The organism is Sorangium sp. So ce281 (assembly GCF_051527395.1).
Classification (GTDB): domain Bacteria; phylum Myxococcota_A; class Polyangia; order Polyangiales; family Polyangiaceae; genus Sorangium; species Sorangium cellulosum_B.
Window position 1 is genome coordinate 4125866 of the sequence record NZ_CP150322.1, and the last position, 24419, is coordinate 4150284.

The following is a 24419-nucleotide window of genomic DNA, read 5'->3' on the forward strand; positions in this document are numbered from 1 at the left end:
GCGAGGGTCACGGGCGCCGGCCGGCGCGCCCCTCCGGATCTTCGGCGAGCAGCTCCTCGATCTCGGCCGCCGCCTTGTCGAGCACCTTCACGGTGCGCGCGAGCACGGCCGGCGTGATGCGCCCCCGGCGCATCGCGTGGCGCAGCATCTTCATGAGCGAGCCGATGCGCTTCGTGACGTCGCCGAAATCCTCGGCGAAGCGCTCCCACGAGGTCTCGACGAAGCGCTCGTAGAACTCGTCGACGTACTCGCGGTTCGCCTTGAGGTCCTCGCGCCCCGCGTCGGTGATCTCGTAGATCTTGCGCCCCTCGGCCTCGATGACGCGCGCGTGGCCGAGCTCCTCGAGCATCTGCAGCGTCGGATAGATGACGCCGGGGCTCGGCCGGTAGGTGTCGCCGCTGCGCTGCTCGATCGCCTGGATGACCTCGTAGCCATGGCGAGCTCGCTCGGCGAGCACGTCGAGCACGAGGTAGCGCACGCCGCTGCGATCGGCGCGAAGCGGCGGCCCTCCGAACCAGTCGCCCCACCAGCCCGGCGGGCCGCCACCCATGCCGGGCCGACCCCTGCCGAACGGACCCCCCCCCTCGGCCCTCGCGGGCCTGCGCAGTGAGGGTGTTCGCCAGCTCAACCTGGGTGGGGTCGCGGCTCAACCTGGGTGGGGTCGCGCCGGCTCAACCTGGGTGGGGTCGCGCCGGCTCAACCTGGGTGGGGTCGCCGCAGCTCAACCTGGGTGGGGTCGCGGCGGTTCGCGGCTGTTCGCGGCTTGACACAGGGCGCACGTCCCTGTAACGAAAATGAAAATGATTTTCAATATCGACGCTGCCCCTTCGTTTGCTCGACGCGAGCTCGCGGGAGTCGCCGCGTGCGCGTACGCCTCCGACGCGTTTCCCGACCTCGGGCTCCACGACGAGGAAGCGCGCCAGCTCGCCCGCGTGCTCGAGGTCGAGCGCGCTGGCTTCACGGAACACGAGCTCCGCCCCCTCGCGACCCGCACGCGGCTGGTCGACGACGTCGTGGACGACTTCTTCCGCCGTCACCCGGACGGGCTCGCCATCGGGCTCTTCTCCGGGCCGTGCACCCGGTTCTCGCGCGTCGACAACGGGCAGCTCCACTGGATCGACATCGACGTTCCCCGCGTGGTCGCGTGGAAGTCCCGGCGCGCCCCGCAGACGCCGCGGTACGCGCTGGCCACGGCGTCCCCCGGCTGCGATCGCTGGATCGATCAGCTCGCCGACGCGCAGGACTGGCCCACGTTGATCCTCGGCCTCGGCCTCTTCTCCCACCTCGGCCCCGAGCGGATCGGCGCCTTCTTGACCCAGGTCTCCCTGCGCCTCGCCAAGGACGTGGAGCTCCTGCTCGACGCGAGCCCGTGCCTCCAGCTCCGTCCCACCGCGGCGAGGGGCGCGCGTCACGTGGAGCTCCACCGAGAGGGAGGCGTCGTCGAGACGTTTCCATGGCTGCGCGTCCTGGGCGATAGCGACTATCCCGAGCCGCTCGGCGCCCGCATCCGGACCACGAATGGACTCGCGCGCTTCTTCCGCAAAGCGCAGTTCCCGATCCTCCGCCACCTCCGGCGCGTGTGAGCCCCCGATGGCACCGTCGGGTACACCTCCATCACAAGGAACAGCAAGACCCATGAACAAGGACAGAGACGCTCGATGAATATCCAGGACTACGTTGACGCACCGGCGCCCTGCGGCGCCGCGCTCCACCATCGCGACGCGCGCGCGTCCCTGGGGAGGGCCCGGGCATGAGCCGTTACACCGGACCTCGCGTCAAGGTCATGCGCGCGCTCGGGGTCGAGCTCCCCGGGCTGTCGGCCAGGAAGACGGAGCGGAGGCCTTACCCTCCCGGGCAGCACGGACAGGCCCGCAAGAAGCTCAGCGAGTTCGCCCTGCGGCTCCGCGAGAAGCAGAAGGTCAGGCTCAACTACGGCCTCACCGATACGCAGCTGAAGACGCTCATGCTCGAGGCGCGCAGGAGCGACCTCGCCGCCGGGACGAAGCTCATCGAGCTGCTCGAGCGGCGGCTCGACAACGTCATCTTCCGCGCGGGCTTCGCGCGCACCATCCCGGCCGCGCGGCAGCTGGTGGCGCACGGGCACGTGCTCATCAACGGAAAGCGCGTCGATATCCCGTCCTACCGCGTCACCACCGGAGAGACGGTGAGCGTGAGCGAGAAGCGCCGTGACCACCGGACCGTCGTGGAGGGCCTCGCGAGGACGGACATGGAAGCCCCCACGTGGCTCGCGGTCGACAAGGACGCCCGGCAGGCGCGCGTGGCCGCGCTGCCGGACGAGACGAGCATCCCGTTCCCCATCGCGGTTCAGCTCATCATCGAGTACTACTCGCAGCGCCTGTGACGAGGACCAGGGCTCGCCGCGCCGGCGAGCCCGCCTCCCTCGACGCGGGGCGGTCGCGACGAGCGCCCACCTTCCTGGGAGCGTCCGCGAGGCGAGCCGCGCTCGCCGGACGCGGAATGTCCGTGGCGTTCGCCGGCGTCGGCCCTCTCCCACGCGGTCAGCGCGTGGTGGCGCCGAGCCGGCTGCGTCCCGGGGTGACGCGCCCGCGAGCACGCGCCTTGCCGTGCGGGAGCGGAGCGCCCCCGCGCGCGCCCGCCGCGCCACGCGGAGCCGGACGCGCTGCCCGCGGGGCGAGGAACACCATGGCCAGCCTGAGCACGGAGAGCACACCCCGGGAGCGCCTGGATCGCGCGATCAGCGTCCTCGGCCGGGTCCGGATGTACTGGCGCGGAGCGGCCGCGATGATGGCCGTCGGACTCGCGATCTCCCTCGCCCTGGCGCTCGCCACGAAGCGGGTGTGGCGGAGCGAGGCCACGATCCTCTACCGCGACACCATCCAGACCGGCCGCGATCCCCAGAGCAGCACCGCGCGCGCGGCGCGCCTCGGGTCGAAGCTCAAGGACGCGCTCACCGCGCGCGGGACGCTCGCCGGCGTCGTCGAGGCGTTCGGGCTCTACCCGGAGAAGACCGCCCGCTCGATGGTCGAGGCCGTCGAGGAGATGAAGACCCACGTCGGCTTCCGCGCTCAGAGCAGCGATACGTACGTCGTCTCGTTCACCCACGACGATCCGCACGTGGCGCAGCAGGTCGCCGCCCGCCTCACGCAGATCCTGCTCGACGACTACCGCCGTGACAGCCTCGGCACGGCGACGATGACCCGCGATTTCCTGCGGAAAGAGCTCGCCGAGGCCAGCTCCAAGGTCGACGCGGCGAGCCGCGCGCTGGCGACGTTCCTCGCCAGGAACCCGCAGTTCCAGTGGGGGCTCAACGACTCTCCGTATGCGCCGGCGCCCCAGCCGCTCGGCCCGCCCGGCGTGCCCGCGGCTGGAGCGCGCGCTCTGTCGTCAGCGCAGCCTGCCCGCCCGGTCGACCCGCAGCTCGCGGCGCTCGAGCGGCAGCTCGCGCGGGTCGAGGCGCTGCTCGGGGCCGGGCGCTCGCGGGCGGCGGCGCCGGGGCAGCCGCTGCCCCAGAGCGTCGTCGAGGCGCAGCGGGCCCGCACCGCCGCCGTCGCCGCGGTCGCGGCAGCCGAGGCGGCGCTCGCCGAGAAGCTCACGACCGTGACCCCGATCCACCCGGACGCCGTCGCCGCGAAGCGCCGCGTCGAGGCGGCGAAGGGCCAGCTCACCGCGGCCGAGAGCGCGCTCGGGCTCGTGCGCGCGGGCGTCACCGAGGCGTCGATCGGCGAGGCGCGCGAGGCGCGCGCGCTCACGCCGTCGCGGCGCGCGGCGCTCGCGGCGGAGCGGACCGCGCTCCTCCGGCAGATCGCGGGCCTGCGCGCGCGCGCCGGAGGCGGCAGGGCGCCGGCGAGCGAGGCGCCGCGCGCGCCGGCGGAGAGCGCGGCCAGGGGCGAGGCGCCGCGCGCGCCGCCGTGGACGGCCGACGGGGGCGCCGAGGAGCGCGTGATCGAGCTCGAGACCGAGTGGCACCGGCTCCGCCTCGATCTGGAGCGGGCGCGCGAGTACCTGAAGGCCGTTCAGGCCAACGAGCGGGCCGCCGACCTGTCCGCGGACGCCGCCGAGAACAAGAGCGAGACCGAGCTCGACGTCCTCGACCAGGCGTACCTGCCGAGCCGCCCTGACCGGGGGCGGGGCCGCGTCTTCTTCGCGGGCGCCGCGGTGACGTTCTTCTTCGCGCTCGGCGTCGCCGGGGCCCGGGTGCTGCTCAACGACACGCTGTACGACGGCGGCGACATCCACGCGCTCGGCGGCCCGGCCCTGCTGGCCGCGATGCCGGAGCTCCCGGCGCGCCCGCCGCTCCGCGAGCGCACGATCGTGCCCGCGTACTACGCAGAGCCGCCCGGCGAGCCGGGGTACGGCGCGGAGCCGCCCGGCGGGCCCGGGTACGGCGCGGCGCCATCCGCCGCGGCTGGGCCCGGCACGGAGCCGTCCGGCGGCCTAGGGCATGGCGCAGAGCCGCCCGGCGCGCCGGAAGAGGCCGCTCCGGACGGCGCCGCCCCGGAGGACACGCTCCGGGACGGCCTCGACCTCGGTGACTGCGAGGTGGTCGACCGATCATCCTGGAGCGCGCCCGAGGCGCCGCTCGCCCGCGTGGGCGTTCGTTCGTTCGCGCGCGCCGGCAGCCCCGCGCTCGACGGGCCCGAGGTGGTGATCATCGGCGCGGACCTCGATCCCGAGGGGCACGGCGTGTTCGAGCTGCTCCGGGGCGCGCCCGCGCCCGCGCTCGCGGCGCTCCGGGTCCTCCGGCACCGGCTCGATCAGCGGCGGGCGGGCGAGCCGCTCGTGGTCGCGGTGGTGAGCCCCGGCCGGGCCGAGGGCAAGACCGCGCTCGCGATCCGCCTCGCGATGACGCTCGCCGAGGCCGAGCGCGCCCGGGTGCTGCTCGTCGACGGCCACCTCGCGTGCCCCCGCGTCGCGGCGACGCTCGGCCTGCGGCTGCCCGCGCACGCGAGCTTCTCGGAGCAGCTCCGGCGGCGGATGGCCGGCGAGATCCGCCCGCTCGGCGTCATCGCCGTCAGCCAGTCGCTCTCGGTGCTCGCGGAGCCATCGCTCGAGGCGAGCTACCCCGCGGCGCTCCACTCGGTCCACTTCGAGGCCGCGATGCGCACGCTGCGGCGCTACCACGATTACGTCGTCATCGACGGCCCTCCGGTCCTTGGCTCGGGCGACGCCAACGTCATCGAGGACGCCTCCGACGGCATCGTCCTCGTCGCGCGCGCCTCGCTGACCCGGGCGTCGTCGCTGACGACGGCCGCCGAGCAGCTCGGCGATCGCCGCATCCTCGGGGTGGTCCTCAACGACGTGGCGCCGAGGCCCGTCGCAAGGAAGCGGGTCTGTATCGACGGTGCGCCAGCGGGGCAGTCGGTCTAGAGCGACGGTCACCCGCTTCGGATACGGGCCCACCTCGACGTTTTCGGTGCTCAGCGCACCGGAGTGCGCTTCCGCGCCGAAAACGCCGATCTGGGCCCGTCTCCTGTGCGGGAGACCGCCGCTCTGCTCTGCATGGTGCAGAGGTGGGAGAAGCGAGCAGGCGCCGAGAGGGGGAACAGGGAAAGAAGCGCCGGAGGAGCAGCGGTGGTGCGCTGGCGCCCGTGCCGATTTCAATCCACTCTCTGTCGGCTCTTCAATGCTCTCGCCGCATCCTCGCGGTCAGAACGTGATCTTTACCGCGTCCGATGACCTGTTCGCCGTGCCGTGGTGGACGACCTCGATGTTGTTCCCATCCGGGTCGAGCACGAACGCCGCGTAGTAGCCGGGGTGGTACGGGCGCTCGCCCGGAGCGCCGTTGTCCTTGCCGCCCGCGGCGACCGCGGCGGCGTGGGACCGATCGACCGTCGCGCGGTCGCTCGCCTGGAACGCGAGGTGCGTCCGGCCGGTGGTCACGCCGGCCGCGGACGGCGAGTCCACGCTCGAGATGAAGAGCTCGTCGGCCCAGAAGTAATCGTCGGCCTCGCCTGCGATCGGGATCCCGATCGTCTCGAAGACGGCCCGATAGAACTTCTTGCTCGCCGCGAGGTCAGCCACGACGAGCTGAACATGATCGATGAGGCGCCCGCGATAGATCTCTTGAGTTTCCATCACCTCGGGATACCGCACTTCGCCTGTGGCGCAAGCAGACTCATTCGAGCTCATCTGCTCGCGGGCTGCGCGCGGCACGGTGCTAGCGCCGCGCGCCTGGGCCTTCAGCCGATCTTGAAGTTGATCGATTTCGGCCGCGTCAGGTGCAGGAACCCGAGCGTCGAGAGCGTCGCGCCCTTGCCGCTGTTCTTCGCGCCCGTCCACGGGAGCGCCGGATCCAGGGTGTCACACTGGTTCATGTAGACCGTGCCGACGTCGAGCTCGCGCGCGAGCCGCGCGGCGCGCTCGCGGTCGCGCGTCCAGACCGACGCGGTGAGCCCGAGATCGCTGTCGTTCATCAGCGCGAGCGCCTCCTCGTCGGACGAGACCGGCACGATGGGCAGCACCGGCCCGAACGACTCGATGCGCATCACGTCGAGATCGGGCGCCGTGTCCACGAGGAGCGTCGGCTCGAAGAAGCGCCCGCGGCCGTCGACCTGGGTCGCGCGACCGCCGCAGAGCGCCTTCGCCCCCCGGGAGAGCGCCTGCTTCACCTGCGCCTCCAGGAACGCCGGCGCGTGAGGCTGCGCCATCGGACCCAGGTTCGTCCGCTCGTCGGTCGGATCGCCGAGGACGTAACGCTTCATCAGCTCCAGCGCGGCCTCCACGAACTTCGGATAGATGTCGCGGTGCACATACGCGCGCTCGACAGCGCAGCAGCTCTGTCCGGCGTTGTAACAGGCGCCGTCGACGATCCCGTCCACGGCCTTCTCCAGGTCCGCGTCGGCCGCGACGTAGGCGCCGTCCTTCCCGCCGAGCTCGAGGCCAGCGTCGACGGCCACCTTCTTCGATGTGGCCGCATAGATCCGGCGTCCGCCTTCGACGGAACCGGTGAAACCGACGAAGTTGACCCGCGGGTCCGACGCGATGCGCTCCGACGTGGCGTGGTCGCAGTGGAAGGCCTGGACGAGGCCGGGCGGCGCGCCGGCCTCCGCGAACGCCGTCGCGAAGTGCTCTCCGCAGAGCGGCGAGCGCGGCGAGTGCTTGAGCAGCACCACATTGCCCGAGAGCACCGCGGGGATGACCACGTTCACGGCGGTGAGGAGCGGATAATTCCAGGCGGGGAGATTGAAGACCACACCGAGCGGAGCGCGCACGATCCGCCGCTCGAGCCCGGGGAGCTCCGGCAGGATCACCTCGGCGAGCGCGCCCTCGGCGATCGAGATCATGTGCCGGGCTCGCTTGGCCATCCCCGCGACTTCATTGCGGGATTGGCGCAGGGGCTTGCCCATCATGCGGGTGATGTCGGCGGCGATCGACGGGGTGTTGGCCTCGATGTGCTCGACCGCGCGCTGGCACAGGGCGGCGCGCTCGGCGACGGATGTGCGCGAGAAGCGGCGCGCGGCGGCGGTCGCGGTGTCGAGGAGCCGGTCGGCTGCCGCCTCGTCTGCAAGAGGCCGGCGGACCGCTTCCTCGAGGGTATACGGGTTGTCGATCACGAGGTCGGACATGGCGGGGAGATTAACCCAGTTCCCTGGGGGGCCAAGCGTCGTCTAGACTCGGGGCGAATGCGCGCCACCGCGGCAGGTCTGTCCGACGTCGGCAGGGAGCGGGTCCACAACGAGGACCGATACATCCTCCTCCCCGAGTTCAACGTCTACGTCGTCGCGGATGGCATGGGCGGGCACGAGGCCGGCGAGGTCGCGAGCCGGATCGCCGCGAGCGCCATCGCCGGCTACTTCCGCGAGGCGAACGGCAAGCGGCGCAAGGCGTCGACCGGCGACAGGCTGCGCGCCGCCGTGACGTACGCGAACGCGCGCATCTTCGCGCACGCCGACGACTCGCGGTTCTACCGCGGGATGGGGACCACGGTCGTCGCCGCGGCGTTCTCGCCGCGGGAGCGGAAGTTCTACGTCGCCCACGCCGGCGACAGCCGCTGCTACCTCCTCCGCAACGGCGATATCTCGCAGCTGACCCGCGACCACTCGCTCATCGCGGACGCGCTCCTCGAGCGGCCCGACCTCACCGAGCGCGATCTCGCCTACCTGCCCCGCAACGTGATCACACGCGCGCTCGGCATCGGCCCCAGCGTCGACATCGACCTGCGCGCGGAGCGCGTCGAGGCGGGCGACGTGTTCCTCCTCTGCTCCGACGGCCTCCACGGGCTCGTGGACGATCGCGAGATCGCGCGCATCGTCGAGGACAACGCCGTGCTCGCCGACGCGTGCGGCAAGCTCATCGATTGCGCCAACGAGAACGGTGGCCGCGACAACATCACCGCCGTGCTCATCCGGATCGAGGAGACGGCGTCGGCGTCGTGGAGCCAGCGCCAGGGCGTCAGGAGCCGCAGCGCGCGGTAGCGGGCTTCAGGCCGAAGCAGGGGAGGGATCCCGGCGGAGCGCGGCGCGCCGGCCGCCGCGCTCAGAGCACGCCGGCGTGCGCGCGATCGAGCAGGCCGTCCATCACCTCGAGCAGCCGCCGGTTGCCGTCCTGGGAGTAGCCCGCGAGCTTCTCTTCACAGGCAGGGATGGCCTTCACGAAATCCGCGACGACGGCCGGGTCGTCGAGCGAATCGGCGCCGCGGCCGAACCCCTCGCGCTCGAGGTAGCGGGCGTTGAGCACCTGCTCGAACTGGCGGCCGAGGGGGACGGCGAGCATCGGCTTGCGCAGGTAGACCGCCTCCCCCATCAGCGTGAACCCGCCGCCGGCGATGACGGCGCGGCACGAGGCGAGGTCGTCGATGAAGCCCTCCTCGCTGAAGGGGCGGTAGCGGAGGTTGCCCTCGACCTGCTCCTCCGTGATGTTCCGGCGCATCCCGTAGATGCGGCACTCGAGCCCGGTCTTCGCGAGCGTCGCCGACAGCGCGTCGTTCCCCTCGGCGGTCTGGTACACGAGCAGGTGCTCGCCGGGGCGGCGGTTCGCGGCGATGATCTCGGGGCGGAGGATCGGCGGCACCAGCGTCGTCTCCTGCTTGCGGACCGGCGGGCGGAAGAACGTGGCGATGACGTAATGGTTGCAGAACGGCAGCTTGCTCTTCACGAACGCGCGCGTGAGCTGGAAACCCGCCTCGTGGCCGGCGAGGATCTCCGCGTCGTGGGTGCACCGGTTGATGATCTGCATGTTGTCGACCGAGAGGATCGGCAGCCGGTGGAGCTTGGCGTAGAGGTACGTCCACGACTCGAAGTCGCTGACGGTGAGCTCGGGGCGAAAGTCCTTGATGAGCTCGAAGTACGCGGCGATGTTCTTCGGCGTGCCCGTCGCGCCGGAGAGCACGTTGGACCAGAGCGTCTTGCCGCGCCGCACCCGGTTCTCCTCGTAGATCATGTGGAGCCCGTGGATGCGGTTCACCCCCGCGAAGCGCTTGGACAGGAAGTCGGTCGCCCTGCCCGACGCCATGATCTCGAGCTCGTGTCCCTGCGCGAGCAGGTGTTCGATCACGACGCGCGAGCGCATGGCGTGCCCCATCCCTTCGCCGACGACGCCATAGAGGATCTTCATGACGCGCGAGTGTAGCGGGGGCTCTGGGGCGTTCGAAAGGAAACGGCGGCGCCGCCGCGCGGGCGGCGAGGGCGGCGGCCGAGCGCAGGCGGCGCCGCGGCGCGGGCGGCGGGCATGACGCCCCGCCGCCGGATCTGGAGCGAGCTGCTGCCGCTCGAGGTGGTGCGGGCGCCCGGGACGCTCGCGCTGCTGCGGCGGTATGCGCTGGAGCTCTCGATCGCGGTGCGGCCGGAGACCGCAGCGGGGCTGCCGGATCTCGCGGCGGCGTGCGCGGACGCGGGGGTGGCGGTCGCGGTGTGGCCGATGATCGCGGACGAGGACGGGCGCTGGGCGAGCGCCGGCAATGCGGCGGCGTTCGGCGCGGTCGTCGCGCGGCTGCTGGACGCGCTCGACGCGCGGCGCCTGCCCGCGGCGGAGGTCGTGTTCGATCTCGAGCCGCCGATCGAGGCGGTGCGGCGGGCGCTCGCGGGGGGGCGCGGCGCGCTCGAGCTGCTCGGCGGTGGGCCACAGGGAGCCCGGGGGATCCCGCGGTGGAGCGATACGCAGCGCGCGTACGCGGAGCTGGCGGGCGCGGTGCACGCGCGCGGGGCGGCGACCTCGGCCGCGATCGTGCCGCTCGTCTTGGCCGACGGGCGCGACGGGCCGGAACGCGGCTGGGAGCGGCAGCTCGGGACGCCCGTGTCCGCGCCGCCGTGGGGGCGCGTCGGCGCGATGCTGTACACGTCGCTGTTCGAGGGGTATTCGCGCGGCGCGCTCGGCCGGGAGGACGCGCTCGCGCTGCTCGCCTGGGGGTGCCACGCCGCCGCCCGGCGGTTCGGTCCGAGGGCGGCCGCCTCGCTGGGCGCCGTGGGCAAAGGCGCGCTCGGCGACGAGCCGGTCTACCGCTCGGTCGCCGAGCTCCGCGAGGACGTGGCCGCCGCGGTGGCGGCCGGGGTCTCGGATCTCTCGCTGTTCGACCTCGGCGGGGTGCTGGCGCGGCCGCCGGCCGAGGCCTGGCTCGAGGCGTTTGTCGCGCCGCCGGAGGCGCGCTCACCCCCGGATACGCTGCGGGCGCGCGGCGTGATCGCGGCCGCCGCGCTCGTGGGCCGGGCGGCCGGCTGCGCTCGCCGGCTCACCTCGCCGTGACGGCGATCACCCGTGGTGGGACTTGCCCTGGCCGCGGTAGCGCTTCCAGTGATGTCGCTTGTTCTTGTTCTTCGGCCTGCTGTTGCCGGACAGACCGATAGACGTCTTCTTCATGTGCGTTGACATGAACCCGTCATGGCGCCGGGACGGGGCGGGCGACAGGGGTCGCGAACGCCGGCGCCGCTCGGGCCGGACCGCCGGGCTGAGGAGACGACAACCTCTCTGTTGGTCAGAGCGGGGCGCTCCTGGCGGCTCGCCGGTCCGTCCCCATCGCCGGGAAGCTCAGGCGCCTTCGCGATCGGGCGCTCTCGCGGCGGGCGGCTCCGCTGTGCTGACCGCCGCGGCCGCCTGCAGGATCGGCGCCGCCTCGGCGGCGCCCGCGGAGGCATGCCGGATGCGCCGTTTCGCCTGCACCATGTGCACGATCTGGTCGAGGATCACGGCGACGAGGATCACGCCGCCGATGATGATGAAGGTCCAGTTCGGGTCCAGGCGCCAGATGCGTTGAATGCGGTCAGCGTCCTGGTACGGCAGCTGAAACATGTTGATGCCGTTGTCGATGACGCGCATCACCGCGGAGCCGATGATGATGCCGAGCACCGTGCCTTCACCCCCGCGGAGCGAGCAGCCGCCGAGCACGGCCGCGGCGATCGCGTACATCTCGTACGCGATGCCGACCTGCTGCGACATCTGTCCGATGTACGACGCGTAACAGACGCCGGCCACGCCGCCGAGGCCCGCCGAGATCACATAGGTAGACGTCTCCACCCGCTTCACGTTGATGCCGGAGTACTCGGCCGCGTCGCGGTTGCCGCCAATCGCGTAAACGTAACGGCCGAACACGGTGAAGTGCAGCGCGTAGGCCGCCACGCCGCTCACGGCGAGGAACATCAGCAGCGGATACGGGACGAGCGCGTCGCTCCCGCTCTTGAGCAGCCCGCCGTTCGCGAGGGTGAGCAGCGGCGAGCCACCGAGGCTCAGCGTGCCCCCCCCGGCGATGGTCTGCGAGACGCCGCGCAAGAACAGCATGCCGCCGAGCGTGACGATGAACGGCTGCAGCTTGAGCCGCGTGATCAACAAGCCCTGGCCGAGACCGAACAGCAGCGCCACGCCGAGCGCCACCGGGATGCCGATCCACAACGGGTAACCCAGGCCGCCGAGCTGGGTCGACGAGAGCTTGGCGATGAGGACGCCCGTCAGGCCGATCACGGACCCGATCGACAGATCGATGCCGCCGGCGATGATGACGAACCCGATGCCGATGGCGAAGATCCCGAGCATCGAGATCTGCCGCAGGGTGTTGATCGAGTTCGACTGCCCGAGAAAATCCGGGTTCGAGATGTAGAGGCCCAGACACATCACGACGAGCGCGATGGTCATCCCAAGCTCGCGCCTCACGACAGATCCTCCTTGTCGGCGTGGCCCGTCATCAAGGTCGCGATCCGCTCCTGGCTGAGCCGTTCCCGCGGCAATATGCCCTTGATGCGCCGCTCGTGCATGACGGCGACGCGATCGCTCATTCCGATGATCTCTTCCATGTCCGAGCTGACCATCAAGATCGTGATGCCCTCATCCGCGAGGGCGGCCATGTGGCGGTAGATCTCGGCCTTGGCGCCGACGTCGACGCCCCGCGTCGGCTCGTCCAGGATGAGCACGCGCGGGTTCATGGCCAGCCATTTCCCGAGCACCACCTTCTGCTGGTTTCCGCCGGAGAGGTTCACGACGGGCTGACGGATGCCGGGCGTCTTCGTCCTCAAGCGCTCCACCTCCGACTCGGCGACCCGGCGCTCCGTCTCCCTGTTCAGGAAGCCCCAGCGGCTGTAGTTGCCGATGTCGGGCAGGGAGGTGTTCTCTGCGACGCTGAGCGGCAGCACGAGGCCGTGGCGCTTGCGATCCTCCGGCGCCAGGTAGACGCCGCGGTCGATGGCGTCCCTGGGCTTTCGGGGAGCAAACTCCTTGCCTTCGAGCGTCATGCGCCCCCCGAGCGCCTTCGTCACCCCAAAGATTGTCTGCATGAGCTCCGTGCGGCCCGAGCCGACCAGGCCGGCGAAGCCGAGGATCTCCCCGCGTCCGGCCGAAAACGAGATCTGCGCGGGCGCGCCGGGCACGACGAGCCCTTCGACCACCAGCACGGGCTCGGTGGATTTGCGGGGCCGTTTCTCCGGGAAGTAGTGCGCGCTGAGCTCGCGGCCCACCATCATGGAGACGATCCGTTCGCGCGTCGCTCCCGCGCGCGTGAGGTCCCCGACGTGGCGGCCGTCGCGCAGGACCGTCACCCGGTCCGCCAGCATCATGACCTCGTCCATGCGGTGCGAGATGTAGACGACGCCGATGCCGTCCGCCCGGAGCTTGCGGATGATCCCGAAGAGGTGCTCGGACTCACCGCTCGTGAGCGACGAAGTCGGCTCGTCCATGATGAGGATGCGCGCGCTCAGGGCGAGCGCCTTGGCGATCTCGACCATCTGCATCTGACCGGCGGTCAACGCGGACACCGGGGTCGAGGGCGGGAGCCGCAAGCCCACGCGCAGAAGCAGCTCCCTGGCGCGGGCGGCCATGTCGCCCTTCGGCAGCGGGCGGAGGAGCAGCCCCGTCGCGCCGCCTTCGTTGCCGAGGAAGATGTTGGCCGCGATGTCCAGGTTCGGCGCCAGCATGAGCTCCTGATGGATGAGCGCGATGCCGAGGCGCTTGGCGGCGCGCACGCTCTCGAGCGCGACGCTCTTCCCCTCGATGCGGATCTCGCCTTCGTCGGGTTGCAGGGCGCCCCCGAGGATCTTCATGAGCGTGCTCTTGCCGGCGCCGTTCTCGCCCATGAGGGCGAGCACCTCTCCCGGCTTCAGCGAGAGAGAGACGCCCTGGAGCGCGACCACGCCGGCAAACCGCTTGGTGATCGCGCGCATCGCGAGCAGATCCGGAGAGGACGCCGTCACGCTCACTTCTTCATTTCGGCGAGCTGCTGCTTGAAGGTCGCCACGTTGGTCTTCTCGATCACGTCGATGCCGGTGTCGATGCTCTTGTTGGCCGGGATCTGCGCCTTCGCCGTGTCGGGCTTGACCGAGAGCTCATGCGCCCACTTGCTCGCCAGGTAACCGAACTGAAACGGCTTCTGGACGACCGTGGCCGAGATCGTGCCGTTCTCGATGGCCGTGAGCGTCTCCTCTTCCTCGTCGAACACCGCCGCGAGGACCTTGCCCTTCTTCCCGAGCGCCTCGATGGCCGCGGCGATGGCGGGGCCGTTGTAGGACCACAGGCCCGCGACGAGCTTCAGGTCCGGGTGCGCGTTGATGATGTCCTCCACGTTGGAGCGCGCCTTCGCGCGGTCGGTGTTGTCCTCCCGCTTGTCGACGATCTCGATGTTCTTGCCGGCGATCGCGTCCTGAATGCCCTGCAGGCGCTGCTTCGCGTTGTCCGCGGAGAGCGTGCCGACGAACACGGCCATCTTGCCGCCCTCCGGGAGGAGCTTCACGATATGGGCGCCGAGCGCCTTGCCGGCCTCGTGGTTGTTGGTGCCGATGTAGAGCAGGCGGCTCGATGCCGGGGCGTCCGAGTCGAAGGTGATGAGCTTGCTCTTCTCGGCCACCTTGTTGAGCACCGGGACCTGGTCGGCCGGCGCGATGGCGCTCACGGCGATGGCGTCGTAGCCCTGACTCGAAAGGTTCTCGAGGATCTGGTTCTGCTCCTCCGTGGTGCCGTTCGACGGCATCTTCACGTCGACCTGGACCTTGCTCTCTTGCTCATATTTCCGGACGCCCGCCTGAGCGATCTTCCAGAACTCGGACGCGTTGTTGGTGACGAAGGCGAGCTTGACGATCTTCGGCTTCGCGCCGCCGCCTTCGGCGGGCGCGGCCCCCGTCCCCTCGCTCTTCTCGTTGCACCCCGTCATCGCGAGCAGCGCCAACAGGAAGGGCGCCACGGCCGCCCAACCCTTGCCCCAGGACATCGTCTCTTTCACGGCTGGTCTCCTTGCTGATTGACTTTCAAGAACGTATTGACATCACGCGTGGCGTCGCCCTTACCCGGCCGTTGTCCCCGTGATCTGCCGGAAAGCTGGCGGCGCGTTCTTCCCGCAAGTGCGCCCCGGTGGCTGGGGTCTACCCTCCGCGTCCTGGAGGCCGAACCACTCCTTGGTGTCCACCATCGGAATGGATGTGGAGGACAAAGGACGCCCGCAGGAATGCACTGTGAACGTTCACATTTTCGGTGTCAACTACGATCGGCGGGTGCTGTGCGCAGCGTGTGATAGGTTGGTGCGGTTCCAACGTATTTGTCTTGCGACATTGGCTTGAGCGCGCGGAGGTGCCTGTGAATCGAGGCGAGCGGTGGGTCGTCGACGCGACCCGGGTGATGTCCGCCCCAGCGGCGCGTGCCCGGACGGGGGTCGCGCTCGGCGTGGTGCTCGCGGCCGCGGCGTGCGGTCAGGAGGGCGGCGACCGCGATGCGATCGCGGGGAGCGGCGGGTGGGGGACGGGCGGCGCGCTCGCGACAGGCGGAGCCTCGGAGACGGGCGCCGGGGTCGGCGGCGCGGAGAGCGCCGCGAGCGGCGGCGCGCCGGGGGACGGCGGAGCGGAGAGCGCCGCGAGCGGCGGCGTGCCGGGAGACGGCGGAGCGGCCGGGGAGGGCGGTGGCCCGGGCAGCGGCGGCGCGGGCGGAGCGCCCGAACGATGCAGCAGGGCCGCTGCCTGCGGGACGCACAAGTGGGCGTGCTGGCCCATGCCCAACCCGGCGGGCAGCGGCCTGCCCAACCCCGCGAGTTATACCGATGTGGGGGGCGGTGTGGTGCGCGACAACGTCACGTGCCTCGAGTGGCAAGAGACCCCTCCTTCCGAGGCGTACACGTGGGAGCAGGCGATCGGCTATTGCGACGATCTGACGCTCGGCGGGGTCTCCGACTGGCGCCTTCCGACGCGCATCGAGATGACGTCGATCGTCGACTTCACCCGGAGCCCGGCCATCGACAGGGGCGCGTTCCCGGGGGCGCGCGGGGGCTTCCACAAGACGTCGTCCGACTGGATCCTCACCATCCGGCAGGCCGGCGCCGGCGCGGGGCGCGACGATGCCTGGGCCTTCAACCTGAGCGACGGGATCGTCAGCAACGCCTACTCCAAGGCGACCGCGGCGAGCCTGCGCTGCGTGCGAGGCAACGGCGAGGGGGAGGCGCCGAGCAGCCCGGCCGTGGCCCCGCCCGACCAGTACGCCGTCGTGTCGCCCGGCGAGGTGATGGACAGGTACACAGGCCTCGTCTGGCAGCAGGGGTATTCGCCGGCCGCGCTCGCCTGGACCGAGGCGGAGAGCTACTGCGCGACGCTCGATCTCAACGGCCACACGTGGCGCTTGCCCAGCATCCGGGAGCTCGCGACGCTCGTCGACGAGGCGCAGGTGGCGCCGTCGATCAACCGCGCGATGTTCCCCGACACGCAGTACGGCGCCCGCAGCAACGACTGGTACTGGAGCTCCCACGCGGCCGTGGGGAACGCCTCGGCGGCCTGGGCGCTCAACTTCGACGACGGCTTCACCGGGTTCAACGCCGGAGAGAGCGGCAAGTGGAACCATTTCACGGCCGCGTGGGTGAAGTGCGTGCGCTGAGGGCGCCGTCGCGGCCGCCGCGCTCCGCCCGGGGAGAGCGCGGCGGCGGCGGCCGGCGCCGCCTCGTTTCGATGGCGCGCCGCCGCCGGCGTCGGATAGCGTGGCTCGGGTGAGCCCGAGCACGCCGCCGGCGCGCCCTCGCCTCGCCGCCCACGTGCTCGCGCGGCGCCACCTGGTCGGCGAGGAAGAGCGCGTCATCCTCCACGATGTCCGCACCGGGCAGCTGCTCCAGCTCGGCCCACGGGAGTGGGTCCTGCTCTCCGCGGCCGACGGGACGCGCGACGTCGAGGGCATCGTCATCGCGGCGGCCCGCGAGGGCGCGCACGCGCGTGTGCCCGCGGCGCAGGCGTTCTTCGCGGAGCTCCAAGCCGCGGGGCTGCTGGGAGCGGATGACGCCGGCGAGGACGCGGGGCCCTGGAGCGCCGCGGCGCCCGCGGCGCCCGCGGCATCCACGCCTGATTCAGGGGAGCGCGATCCCCGCGAGCGCCCGCTGGAGGTGCTGCCCGACTTCAGCCTGCACTGCGACGGCCGCGGGAGCTGCTGCCGGATCTACGCCTCGATTCTCTTCGATCCGGAGGAGGCCGCGCGGGCGCGGGCATTGCGGCCCGACGTGCTGAGCGGGGGCGCGCGCCACGAGCGGGCCTTCACGCCGGAGCGCGGCACGTGGCCGTGCGCGGCCTCCGTCGTGGCGATGCGGGACGGGCGGTGCGCCTACCTCGAGGGCGAGGGGCGCTGCTCGCTCCACGCGAGGGGCGGGCCCGAGGCCAAGCCGCTCGGGTGCCGCACCTTCCCGACCAGCTTCGTCGATGACGGCGAGTCGGTGCGCGTCTCGGTCGCCGTGGAGTGCGCCTGTGTGCTCGCCAGCGTGGGCCGCCCCGGCGGCGCGCCGCTGCTCGATCCGCGGCTCGTCACGCGGGGGGATCTGGACGAGCGCATCGATATCGCCCGGCTGCCGGGCCGCGCGCAGGTGGCGCCCGGCGCGACCGCCTCCCGCGCGGAGGTCGTCGCCTGGTCGCGGCGCCTCGCCGCGGCTGCGCCCCCGCCCGACGTCGCCGCGGGCCTCTTCTCGCTCGCCGCCGCGCTCGAGGCCGAGGGCCTCACCGACGCGGCGATCGCGCGCTTCGAGCGGCCCGAACCGCTGGATGCGGCGGCGCTCGCGCCCTGGCTCGCCGCGCTCCACGGCCGCGCGGCGCGGCGGGCGCGCGAGGACGCCGCCTGGCGCAGCGAGCGGGACCTCGCCCGGAGGGTTATGCAGTGGATCGCAGCCGCGACCCGGGCGCTCGGCGAGCCCGACCTGCTCGGCGCGCTGCTCCTCGCGCCCGTGCGCGCGCCCGACCGGGAGCGGTTTTACCTCCGCGCGGCCTTGCACGGCCACCGCCTGCTCGGGGCGCTGCCGCTGTCGCACGCGCTCCGCGATCGCGCCGTGCGGCTCGTCGTGGCCCGGGCGTTGCCGGTGGTCGTCGCCGGCGCGGGTGAGGACGACCCGGCCTGCGCCGAGCCGATCGCCCTCGTCGAGGCGGCGCTCCGCGGCCACGGCCTCGACGCGTACGTCGCCGAGGTGGCCGCGGCCGGGTGATCGCGCGCGCCGCGCGCCTCCGTCGAACTCGGAGAGACATCGCCTCCGATCCTGTCGATAATGCGCCCGCGATGAGCCAGCCCCCGCTCGACAACAAGACGGACTTCGCCGCGCACCCACAGCTGCTCGTCGACCGGGACGGCGAGCAGCTGGTCACGATCGTCAAGGCGAGCTTCGAGCTCCAGGACGACGGCAGCCTCGAGCTCGCGCCCCCCGAGCGCACGCGCGGGGTCCGCCTCGCTGACCTGCCCTGGGAGGAGAAGAAGCCCGAGAGCGTCGCGTACCCCGCCGACGTCTGCCTGTTCAAGCCGGCGACCGACGTGATCTTCGTGGCCACGGCGTACGCGCCGAACGGCAAGGCGGTGCCGTCCTTCGACGTGCGCGTCGAGGTGGGCCCGCTCAGGAAATCGCTCGTCGTGTTCGGCAAGCGGCTCTGGGTGGACAAGGGCGCCGCCCTCACCGCGCCGGCGCCCATCGCGCAGATCGACATGCGCTACGACCACGCCTGGGGCGGGCGGGACGACGACGATCCCGCGGAACCACTAGAGGAGCCGCGCAACCCGATCGGCACGGGCGTCACGCGCGCGCCGGCCTCGCTCACCCACCAGCCGGCGCCGGCGATCGAGGATCCCTCGTACCCGATCCGGACGGCGAGGACCGCGCCGCCGCCCGCGGGGATCGGGGTCGTCGGCCGGCACTGGGAGCCGCGCCGTGGGTATGCCGGGACGTACGACGCCGCGTGGCGGGAGAACCGCGCGCCGCTCCTGCCCGAGGACTTCGACCACCGCTTCAACCTGTGCGCCTCGCCGGGCCTCATCGCGGAGCCGCCGCTCGCGGGCGGCGAGCCGGTGCGGGCGCTCAACCTCACGCCCGAGGGGGCGCTCAGCTTCGAGCTCCCGAAGGTGCAGGTCGAGATCGAGTTCCACGTGAAGGATCGCGCGCCGGTCGCCTTCGCGCCGCACCTCGACACCGTGCTCGTCGACCTCTACGCCACCGGCCCGCAGAAGCCGGTGGCCGTCGAGATGGTCTGGCGCGCGCACGTCAAGGCGCCCCGGCGGATGAAGGACGCGCGCGTGATCGTGCGCGAGCGGGGGCGAGCGTGAGGCCGCTCGCCGTCCTGGTGGCCGCGGGCGCGATCACGCCCGTCGGGCTGCGCTCGATCGACACCGCGTTCTCGCACCGCGCCTCGGCCGCGGCGATGCGCGAGTCGCCGCTCGTGGACGGGCAGGGCGAGCCCGTCACGATGTGCTTCCTGCCCACGCTCGATCCGCGGGTCACGGGCGCGGCGCGCGCCGTCCTGCTCGCGGAGCGCGCGCTCCGCGAGGCGCTGGAGAAGCTCGGCCCCGCGGCGCGGGGGCTGCGCATGCAGATGGGCCTGTGCCTCGACGAGCACCTCGGGCAGCGGCCGCCGGGCGGCGAGGCCCCGGCGCAGCGGGTCGCCGCCGAGCTCGCCGCGCGGGCGCAATCGTACGGGGGCGCGCCGGAGATCGCGGTCAAGGTCTCGACGCGCGGCCCCGCCGCGCCGGGGTACTTGCTGCCGGAGCTGTGCGACGCGCTCGCGCGAGGCGCGATCGACGCGGCGCTGCTCGGCGGGGTGCACACCGACTACGACCCGGCGCGCATCGCCGCGCTCGACGCCGCGGGCCGGCTCTTCCGGCCGGACAACCTCGACGCCCTCGTCCCCGGCGAGTGCGCGGCCTTCGTGGTCCTCGTGCGCCCCGACGTCGCGCGGCGCGCGCTCCTCCGAGAGCTCGGGCAGATCGTCGGCCTCTCCACCGCGCACGAGCGGGCCCGCCCGGACAACGACGAGTCCGCGTTCCAGGCCACGGGCCTCACCGCAGCGCTGCGCGCCGCGCTCGCGCCGCTCGCCGAGCGCGGGCTGCGCGCCGGCTGGGTGCTCACCGATATCAGCTTCGAGACCTTCCGCCATTTCGAGCTCCAGGCCGCGTCGGTGCGCACGCAGCAGCTCTTCTGCGATCCGCAGCAGCTGGAGTGCCCCGCCCAGCGGATCGGCGCGCTCGGCGCCGCGGCCATGCCGCTGCACCTCGCGATCGCGTCGGAGGCGTTCGCGCGGGGCTTCGCGCCGCACCCGTGCGCGGTCTCTCTGGCCGGGAGCGACGGCGGGGAGCGCGCCGCGATGGTGGTCGTGGCGCCGGGGTGACGGCGAGCGCGCCGCCCGCGTGCGCGCGTCCGCTCGACGTCGCGCCGAGGAGCCGGTCGACGCGCGCAGCGCCTCCTCGCGGCCGAGACGACTACATCCGAGGCGCAGGCGCCGGGTAGGCGACCGGCATCCGAACCGCGAGGCATGGCGGTGCGGCGTGCTACCTTCGCCACTCTTCGCCACTCGCGGCGCGCATGAACAGGAGACGACCTGCCTGACGAGGTACGACCAGCCGCCCGTGGAGGAGCTCGCTCAGGCTCGGCTGTCGGGTATCGGTGCCAAGCCGTGCCCGGCACAAATCTGACGGAGGCCACATCGATGACGATCTTCCTGGACCAGCCGGGTCGCTTCCTCTTCTTCACCGGAAAGGGGGGGCGTCGGCAAGACGGCTCTCGCGTGTGCGACAGCGATCCGCCTGGCGGATGCAGGGAAGCGAATCCTCCTGGTCAGCACCGACCCGGCCTCGAACCTCGACGAGATGCTCGGCGTCGCGCTCTCGAACCGACCGACCAAGGTCCCCGGTGTCGACCGACTCTGGGCCCTCAACATCGATCCCGAGCGGGCAGCCAGCGCCTACCGCGAGCGCGTCATCTCGCCGTATCGCGAACTCTGGACGGAGGGACAGCTCGCCGAGCTGCGCGAGCAGCTCGCCGGCGCGTGCACCGTCGAGATCGCCGCATTCGATGAGTTTGCCGAGCTGCTCGCCGGCGACCAGGCGTCCGCGGCGTTTGACCACGTGCTGTTCGACACCGCGCCCACCGGACACACGTTGCGGCTCCTCAGCCTGCCACGCGCCTGGACCAGCTTCCTCCAGTCGACCGCGCAGGGAGCCTCGTGTCTCGGTCCGCACACGGGGCTGAGGATGCAGGAGGCGCGATTCGCCGCGGCGATGGGCGCGCTGGCCGACAGCGCTCGCACAACGATCGTCCTGGTGACGCGGCCTGACCGAGCTGCTCTACGCGAGGCCGAGCGGACGTCGGGTGAGCTGATGGCCATCGGCATCAAGAACCAACGGCTCGCCATCAACGCGGTGTTCGAGGCTGCCGATCAGGCCGATCCCGTCGCTGCTGCGCTCACGGAGCGCGGGCGAGCGGCGCTCCGCGCGCTGCCTCCTCGATTGCAGGGACTGCCCAGGTCGCGCATTCCTCTGCGCGCGTTCAACATGGTCGGCCCGCCTGCTGGCGCTGGCGCGTGACGACGAACCGCAGCGGCGCGTTCCTTAGGAATGGGTCGGTTGCGGTGGTGGTCTCTGCCGCGGGAGGACGGTGCCGGGGGGTGACGGTCCGCGCTCTCACGGAACCCATGAGCCACACTGCCCCCCGATGGCGCCGCGCCCGCGCCGGCCTCGCGCCCCGCTCGACGAGCGCCAAGTCGATTTCCTGCGTCCATCCGCTCGGATCCCCGTCCTCCAGGCAGGAGGCCCGAGATGACCGACCGAACCATCGACCAGACCCGTGAAGCTGTCCGAGATCATTATGGAAAAGTAGCCGTGGCCGGGACGGGCTGCTGCGCCCCGAGCTGCTGCGCGCCGGCGCAGGCGGCGTCGCTCAAGCTCGGCTATACACGCGAAGACCTCGCCGCCGTCCCGGAGGGCGCGGACATGGGCCTCGGCTGCGGCAACCCCCAGGCGATCGCCGCCCTCCGGCCGGGCGAGACCGTGCTCGACCTCGGCAGCGGCGGCGGGTTCGACTGCTTCCTCGCCGCCAGCCAGGTCGGCCCGGGCGGGCGGGTGATCGGCGTGGACATGACCCCGGGAATGATCGCCAAGGCGCGGGAGAATGCGCGAAAGATCAACGCGGCCAACGTGGAGTTCCGCCTGGGCGAGATCGAGCACCTGCCCGTCGCCGACGCGGCCGCCGACGTCATCCTCTCCAATTGCGTCATCAATCTCTCCCCGGACAAGCCCGCCGTGTTCCGCGAGGCCTATCGCGTCCTCCGGCCCGGCGGCCGGCTTGCGATCTCCGATGTCATCGCGACCGCGGAGCTGCCCGCCGCGCTGCGCGAGCAGGTGGCCGCGCTCACCGGGTGCGTCGCGGGGGCGGTGAGGGCCGACGAGCTCCAGGAGCTCTTGCATCAGGCCGGATTCACGGACATACGCATCGGGGTGAAGCCCCAAAGCCGCGAGTTCATCCGTGACTGGGTGCCCGGGTCGGGCGCCGAGCAGTACATCACGTCCGCGACGATCGAGGCGCTCAAACCCGCTCGGCCGGAGGCTCGAGCATGATCGACGCGGACGCGCGCGGCGCCTGGCATCAGCTCGAGGCGCGCCTCCGCCCCTTCGTCGTGCGCCGCGTCTCCACGGCGGCCGACGTCGATGACGTCGTGCAGGACGTGTTCCTGCGCATGCAGCGGGGCGTCGGTGGGCTGCGCGACGACGAGCGCTTCGGCCCCTGGGTCTACCAGGTCGCCCGCAGCGCCATCGCCGAGCACCACCGGGCCCGCGCGCGGCATCTCCTCGTCGAGGGTGACGTCCCCGAGATGGAGGCAGAACCCCCGAGCGGTGAGGACGGGGCCGCCGATCTCCTCGCCGTGGCGATCGGTCCGCTCGTCGCCATGCTCCCGTCGCCTTACCGTGAGGCCCTCACCCTCACCGAGCTCGAAGGCCTCTCCCAGAAGGCCGCGGCCGACATGCTCGGCATCTCGCTCACGGCGATGAAGTCCCGCGTCCAGCGCGGGCGGGAGAAGCTGCGCTCGCTCGTGGAGCAGTGCTGCGAGGTGGCCCTCGACGCGCGCGGGCACGTCATCGACTGCGTGCCGCGCGCTCCGAGCAACGGGCCCCGCTGCTCCTGCGGTTGACGCGCGACCCGCCCTCCTGGCCGATCCACCCTAAGCCCCGCTGCCTGGCTGGCAGAGCGCTCGTCGCCTCGCCGCCCCCTCCGCGATCGATCCCCTCGCTCCTCTTCATCTCCTTCGTCTCCCTGCGTCTCCTTCGATTCTCTGCGTCCTCGTCGCTCGATTCCCGTCCTTCTCGGCGGAGGTAATCGACATGAACGAGATCGCATCCATCCTGCTCGCCGTTTACGCCGCCGTCGGCGCGATCGACGGGATCTATTATCATCTCTGGAAATACCGTCTCTTCGCCCATGAGGCCTCGCGCCGCGAGCACCACCTTCACACGATCCACGCGGCGCTCTTCGCCATCGTCGTTGGCGCGCTCTACCTCGCTCCGAGCGCCGGTCTCCTCCTCTGGGCTGGCGTGGGCGCCCTCGCTGCCTCCTTCGTCGTCGCCATCCTCGACGTGCTCGAGGAGCGGCGCTCCCGCGAGGACCTCGGTGGGCTCACGCCGCGTGAATACGCGCTCCACGCGGGTCTGATCGCGCTCTACTCCGCCTCGGTCGCGCTCCTCCTCGCCGCCCGCCCCGCCTCGGCTTGGTCGCTCGATGCGCCCGTCCTCCTCGACACCGCGCTCCCGGCGCTCACGCACGCCATCGCGCTCAACCTGCTCCCGGGCGCGGCGCTCACGGCGCTCGTGCACGTCGTGCTCGGGCTGCGCCCCGTCGCGCTCCGCTTCGCGCGGCCTGGCCTCGCCTGAGGCCACCCCGCTCAGGGCTGTCCCCTCCTCGACGCGACGCCCGAGCGCCTCACGGCGACACCAGGCGTGAAATCCGCCGATTGACAGAGGGAGCATCGTCGCCTATCGTTAATTTGCGATGAAAGCGAAGCCGGAGGTGACCGACCGCTGCTGCCCGCCTCCGAACGAGCAGGTAGACCTCCGGCCGATCGAGGGCGACGATGCCGACGAGGAGCTGGCCAGCCTGTCGAAGGCGCTCGGACACCCGGCGCGCGTGAAGATCGTGCGCATCCTGATCCGAAAGAACGCCTGCGTCTGCGGCGACATCGTGGACGAGCTGCCGCTCGCCCAGTCGACCGTCTCGCAGCACCTGAAGGTGCTCAAGGAGGCCGGCCTCATCCGCGGCGACGTCGACGGCCCTCGCGTCTGTTACTGCATCGAGCCCCGGGCGCTCCGGCGTCTGAAGGCCCTCGTCGGGGGGCTCTGAGCGCCGTCGCACGTCTAATCTATCGTCCATCGACGATTAACGAGAGGAAGTTCCCATGTCCATGACCATCCGCGTGTTCGACCCCGCCATGTGCTGTTCCACCGGCGTTTGCGGACCGAGCGTCGATCCCGAGCTGGCCCGCTTCGCCGCCGATGTCGACTGGCTGCAGAAGCAGGGTGTCACCGTCGAGCGATACAACCTGTCTCAGCAGCCGTCCGCGTTCGCCGGGACGCCTGCCGTGAAGGAGGCGCTCGCGCGCGGGACCGAGGTGCTCCCGCTCGTGCTGGTCGGTGACCGCATCGCCGTCGAGGGGGCGTACCCGTCGCGGGAGACGCTTGCCGCGCTCGCCGGCGTCGTCGTGAAGAAGCTGGAGACGGCGCCCGCCGCGTCGAGCGGCTGCTGCGGGCCGGCCACCTCCGCCAAGTCGAAGACCTCCTGCTGCTGA

21 protein-coding genes and 1 pseudogene are annotated in these 24419 nt (G+C 72.0%); 15 read left to right on the forward strand and 7 right to left on the reverse strand.

The genetic code is table 11. The features are described from left to right. Positions 1-7: 7 nt before the first annotated feature. Positions 8-550, reverse strand: coding sequence for a PadR family transcriptional regulator (locus tag WMF27_RS15650; RefSeq protein ID WP_437768079.1), 543 nt, complete (start codon positions 548-550; stop codon positions 8-10). A gap of 250 nt (positions 551-800) precedes the next feature. On the opposite strand from WMF27_RS15650, the gene WMF27_RS15655 reads away from it, so the two are divergent. From WMF27_RS15655 to WMF27_RS15665, 3 genes are all read left to right on the forward strand, one after another. Continuing rightward, positions 801-1583: a class I SAM-dependent methyltransferase gene (locus tag WMF27_RS15655; RefSeq protein WP_437768078.1), complete on the forward strand. Its 783-nt coding sequence runs from the start codon at positions 801-803 to the stop codon at positions 1581-1583. A 167-nt stretch (positions 1584-1750) separates the two neighbouring features. Further along, positions 1751-2362: a 30S ribosomal protein S4 gene (gene rpsD, locus WMF27_RS15660; protein ID WP_437718045.1), complete on the forward strand. Its 612-nt coding sequence runs from the start codon at positions 1751-1753 to the stop codon at positions 2360-2362. Positions 2363-2664: 302 nt separating this feature from the next. Continuing rightward, positions 2665-5349 carry a hypothetical protein gene (locus WMF27_RS15665; RefSeq protein ID WP_437768077.1) on the forward strand — a complete coding sequence of 895 codons (2685 nt, stop codon included), beginning with the start codon at positions 2665-2667 and terminating at the stop codon, positions 5347-5349. Between the two features lie 279 nt (positions 5350-5628). Here WMF27_RS15665 and WMF27_RS15670 read toward each other — a convergent pair whose 3' ends face one another. Together WMF27_RS15670 and WMF27_RS15675 are read right to left on the reverse strand one after the other, a co-directional pair. Next, the gene (locus WMF27_RS15670; RefSeq protein ID WP_437768076.1) at positions 5629-6057 is read right to left on the reverse strand and encodes a VOC family protein; all 429 of its coding nucleotides are present in this window, start codon (positions 6055-6057) and stop codon (positions 5629-5631) included. 104 nt (positions 6058-6161) lie between these two features. Then, entirely contained in the window at positions 6162-7547 is a 1386-nt protein-coding gene (locus tag WMF27_RS15675; RefSeq protein ID WP_437768075.1) for an aldehyde dehydrogenase family protein, read from the reverse strand. A gap of 57 nt (positions 7548-7604) precedes the next feature. On the opposite strand from WMF27_RS15675, the gene WMF27_RS15680 reads away from it, so the two are divergent. Then, positions 7605-8396 (forward strand): Stp1/IreP family PP2C-type Ser/Thr phosphatase, encoded by a 792-nt coding sequence (locus tag WMF27_RS15680; RefSeq protein WP_437768074.1) that lies wholly within the window; start codon positions 7605-7607, stop codon positions 8394-8396. 61 nt (positions 8397-8457) lie between these two features. Here WMF27_RS15680 and WMF27_RS15685 read toward each other — a convergent pair whose 3' ends face one another. Next, positions 8458-9534 carry a glycosyltransferase family protein gene (locus tag WMF27_RS15685; protein ID WP_437768073.1) on the reverse strand — a complete coding sequence of 359 codons (1077 nt, stop codon included), beginning with the start codon at positions 9532-9534 and terminating at the stop codon, positions 8458-8460. 114 nt (positions 9535-9648) lie between these two features. On the opposite strand from WMF27_RS15685, the gene WMF27_RS15690 reads away from it, so the two are divergent. Next, positions 9649-10659 (forward strand): hypothetical protein, encoded by a 1011-nt coding sequence (locus tag WMF27_RS15690; protein WP_437768072.1) that lies wholly within the window; start codon positions 9649-9651, stop codon positions 10657-10659. A gap of 282 nt (positions 10660-10941) precedes the next feature. Here WMF27_RS15690 and WMF27_RS15695 read toward each other — a convergent pair whose 3' ends face one another. From WMF27_RS15695 to WMF27_RS15705, 3 genes are read right to left on the reverse strand one after another with little or no spacing between them, the layout of a single operon-like run. Beyond that, positions 10942-12057 carry an ABC transporter permease gene (locus WMF27_RS15695; protein ID WP_437768071.1) on the reverse strand — a complete coding sequence of 372 codons (1116 nt, stop codon included), beginning with the start codon at positions 12055-12057 and terminating at the stop codon, positions 10942-10944. Then, positions 12054-13556 (reverse strand): sugar ABC transporter ATP-binding protein, encoded by a 1503-nt coding sequence (locus WMF27_RS15700; protein WP_437944533.1) that lies wholly within the window; start codon positions 13554-13556, stop codon positions 12054-12056. The genes WMF27_RS15695 and WMF27_RS15700 overlap by 4 nt, the downstream gene beginning before the upstream one ends. A 32-nt stretch (positions 13557-13588) precedes the next feature. Next, a complete protein-coding gene (locus tag WMF27_RS15705; protein WP_437944236.1) occupies positions 13589-14608 on the reverse strand; it encodes a sugar-binding protein in 1020 nt (339 codons plus the stop codon). Between the two features lie 344 nt (positions 14609-14952). On the opposite strand from WMF27_RS15705, the gene WMF27_RS15710 reads away from it, so the two are divergent. From WMF27_RS15710 to arsD, 10 genes and pseudogenes are all read left to right on the forward strand, one after another. Next, a complete protein-coding gene (locus WMF27_RS15710; RefSeq protein ID WP_437768069.1) occupies positions 14953-16239 on the forward strand; it encodes a DUF1566 domain-containing protein in 1287 nt (428 codons plus the stop codon). A gap of 109 nt (positions 16240-16348) precedes the next feature. Beyond that, positions 16349-17815, forward strand: coding sequence for a YkgJ family cysteine cluster protein (locus WMF27_RS15715; RefSeq protein ID WP_437768068.1), 1467 nt, complete (start codon positions 16349-16351; stop codon positions 17813-17815). 71 nt (positions 17816-17886) lie between these two features. Then, positions 17887-18918, forward strand: a complete 1032-nt coding sequence (locus tag WMF27_RS15720) for a DUF2169 family type VI secretion system accessory protein (RefSeq protein WP_437768067.1) — start codon at positions 17887-17889, stop codon at positions 18916-18918. Next, positions 18915-19976: a beta-ketoacyl synthase N-terminal-like domain-containing protein gene (locus WMF27_RS15725; protein WP_437768066.1), complete on the forward strand. Its 1062-nt coding sequence runs from the start codon at positions 18915-18917 to the stop codon at positions 19974-19976. Before WMF27_RS15720 ends, WMF27_RS15725 begins: the two co-directional genes overlap by 4 nt. A gap of 318 nt (positions 19977-20294) precedes the next feature. Next, positions 20295-21156, forward strand: a pseudogene (locus WMF27_RS15730) (TRC40/GET3/ArsA family transport-energizing ATPase); the annotation flags it as partial. Positions 21157-21402: 246 nt separating this feature from the next. Beyond that, positions 21403-22200: an arsenite methyltransferase gene (locus WMF27_RS15735; protein WP_437768065.1), complete on the forward strand. Its 798-nt coding sequence runs from the start codon at positions 21403-21405 to the stop codon at positions 22198-22200. Beyond that, positions 22197-22772, forward strand: coding sequence for a sigma-70 family RNA polymerase sigma factor (locus WMF27_RS15740; RefSeq protein WP_437768064.1), 576 nt, complete (start codon positions 22197-22199; stop codon positions 22770-22772). The genes WMF27_RS15735 and WMF27_RS15740 overlap by 4 nt, the downstream gene beginning before the upstream one ends. Positions 22773-22962: 190 nt before the next feature. Beyond that, positions 22963-23508 (forward strand): hypothetical protein, encoded by a 546-nt coding sequence (locus tag WMF27_RS15745; protein ID WP_437768063.1) that lies wholly within the window; start codon positions 22963-22965, stop codon positions 23506-23508. Between the two features lie 118 nt (positions 23509-23626). Continuing rightward, positions 23627-23974, forward strand: a complete 348-nt coding sequence (locus WMF27_RS15750) for an ArsR/SmtB family transcription factor (RefSeq protein ID WP_437768062.1) — start codon at positions 23627-23629, stop codon at positions 23972-23974. A 55-nt stretch (positions 23975-24029) separates the two neighbouring features. After that, positions 24030-24419: an arsenite efflux transporter metallochaperone ArsD gene (gene arsD, locus WMF27_RS15755; RefSeq protein ID WP_437768061.1), complete on the forward strand. Its 390-nt coding sequence runs from the start codon at positions 24030-24032 to the stop codon at positions 24417-24419.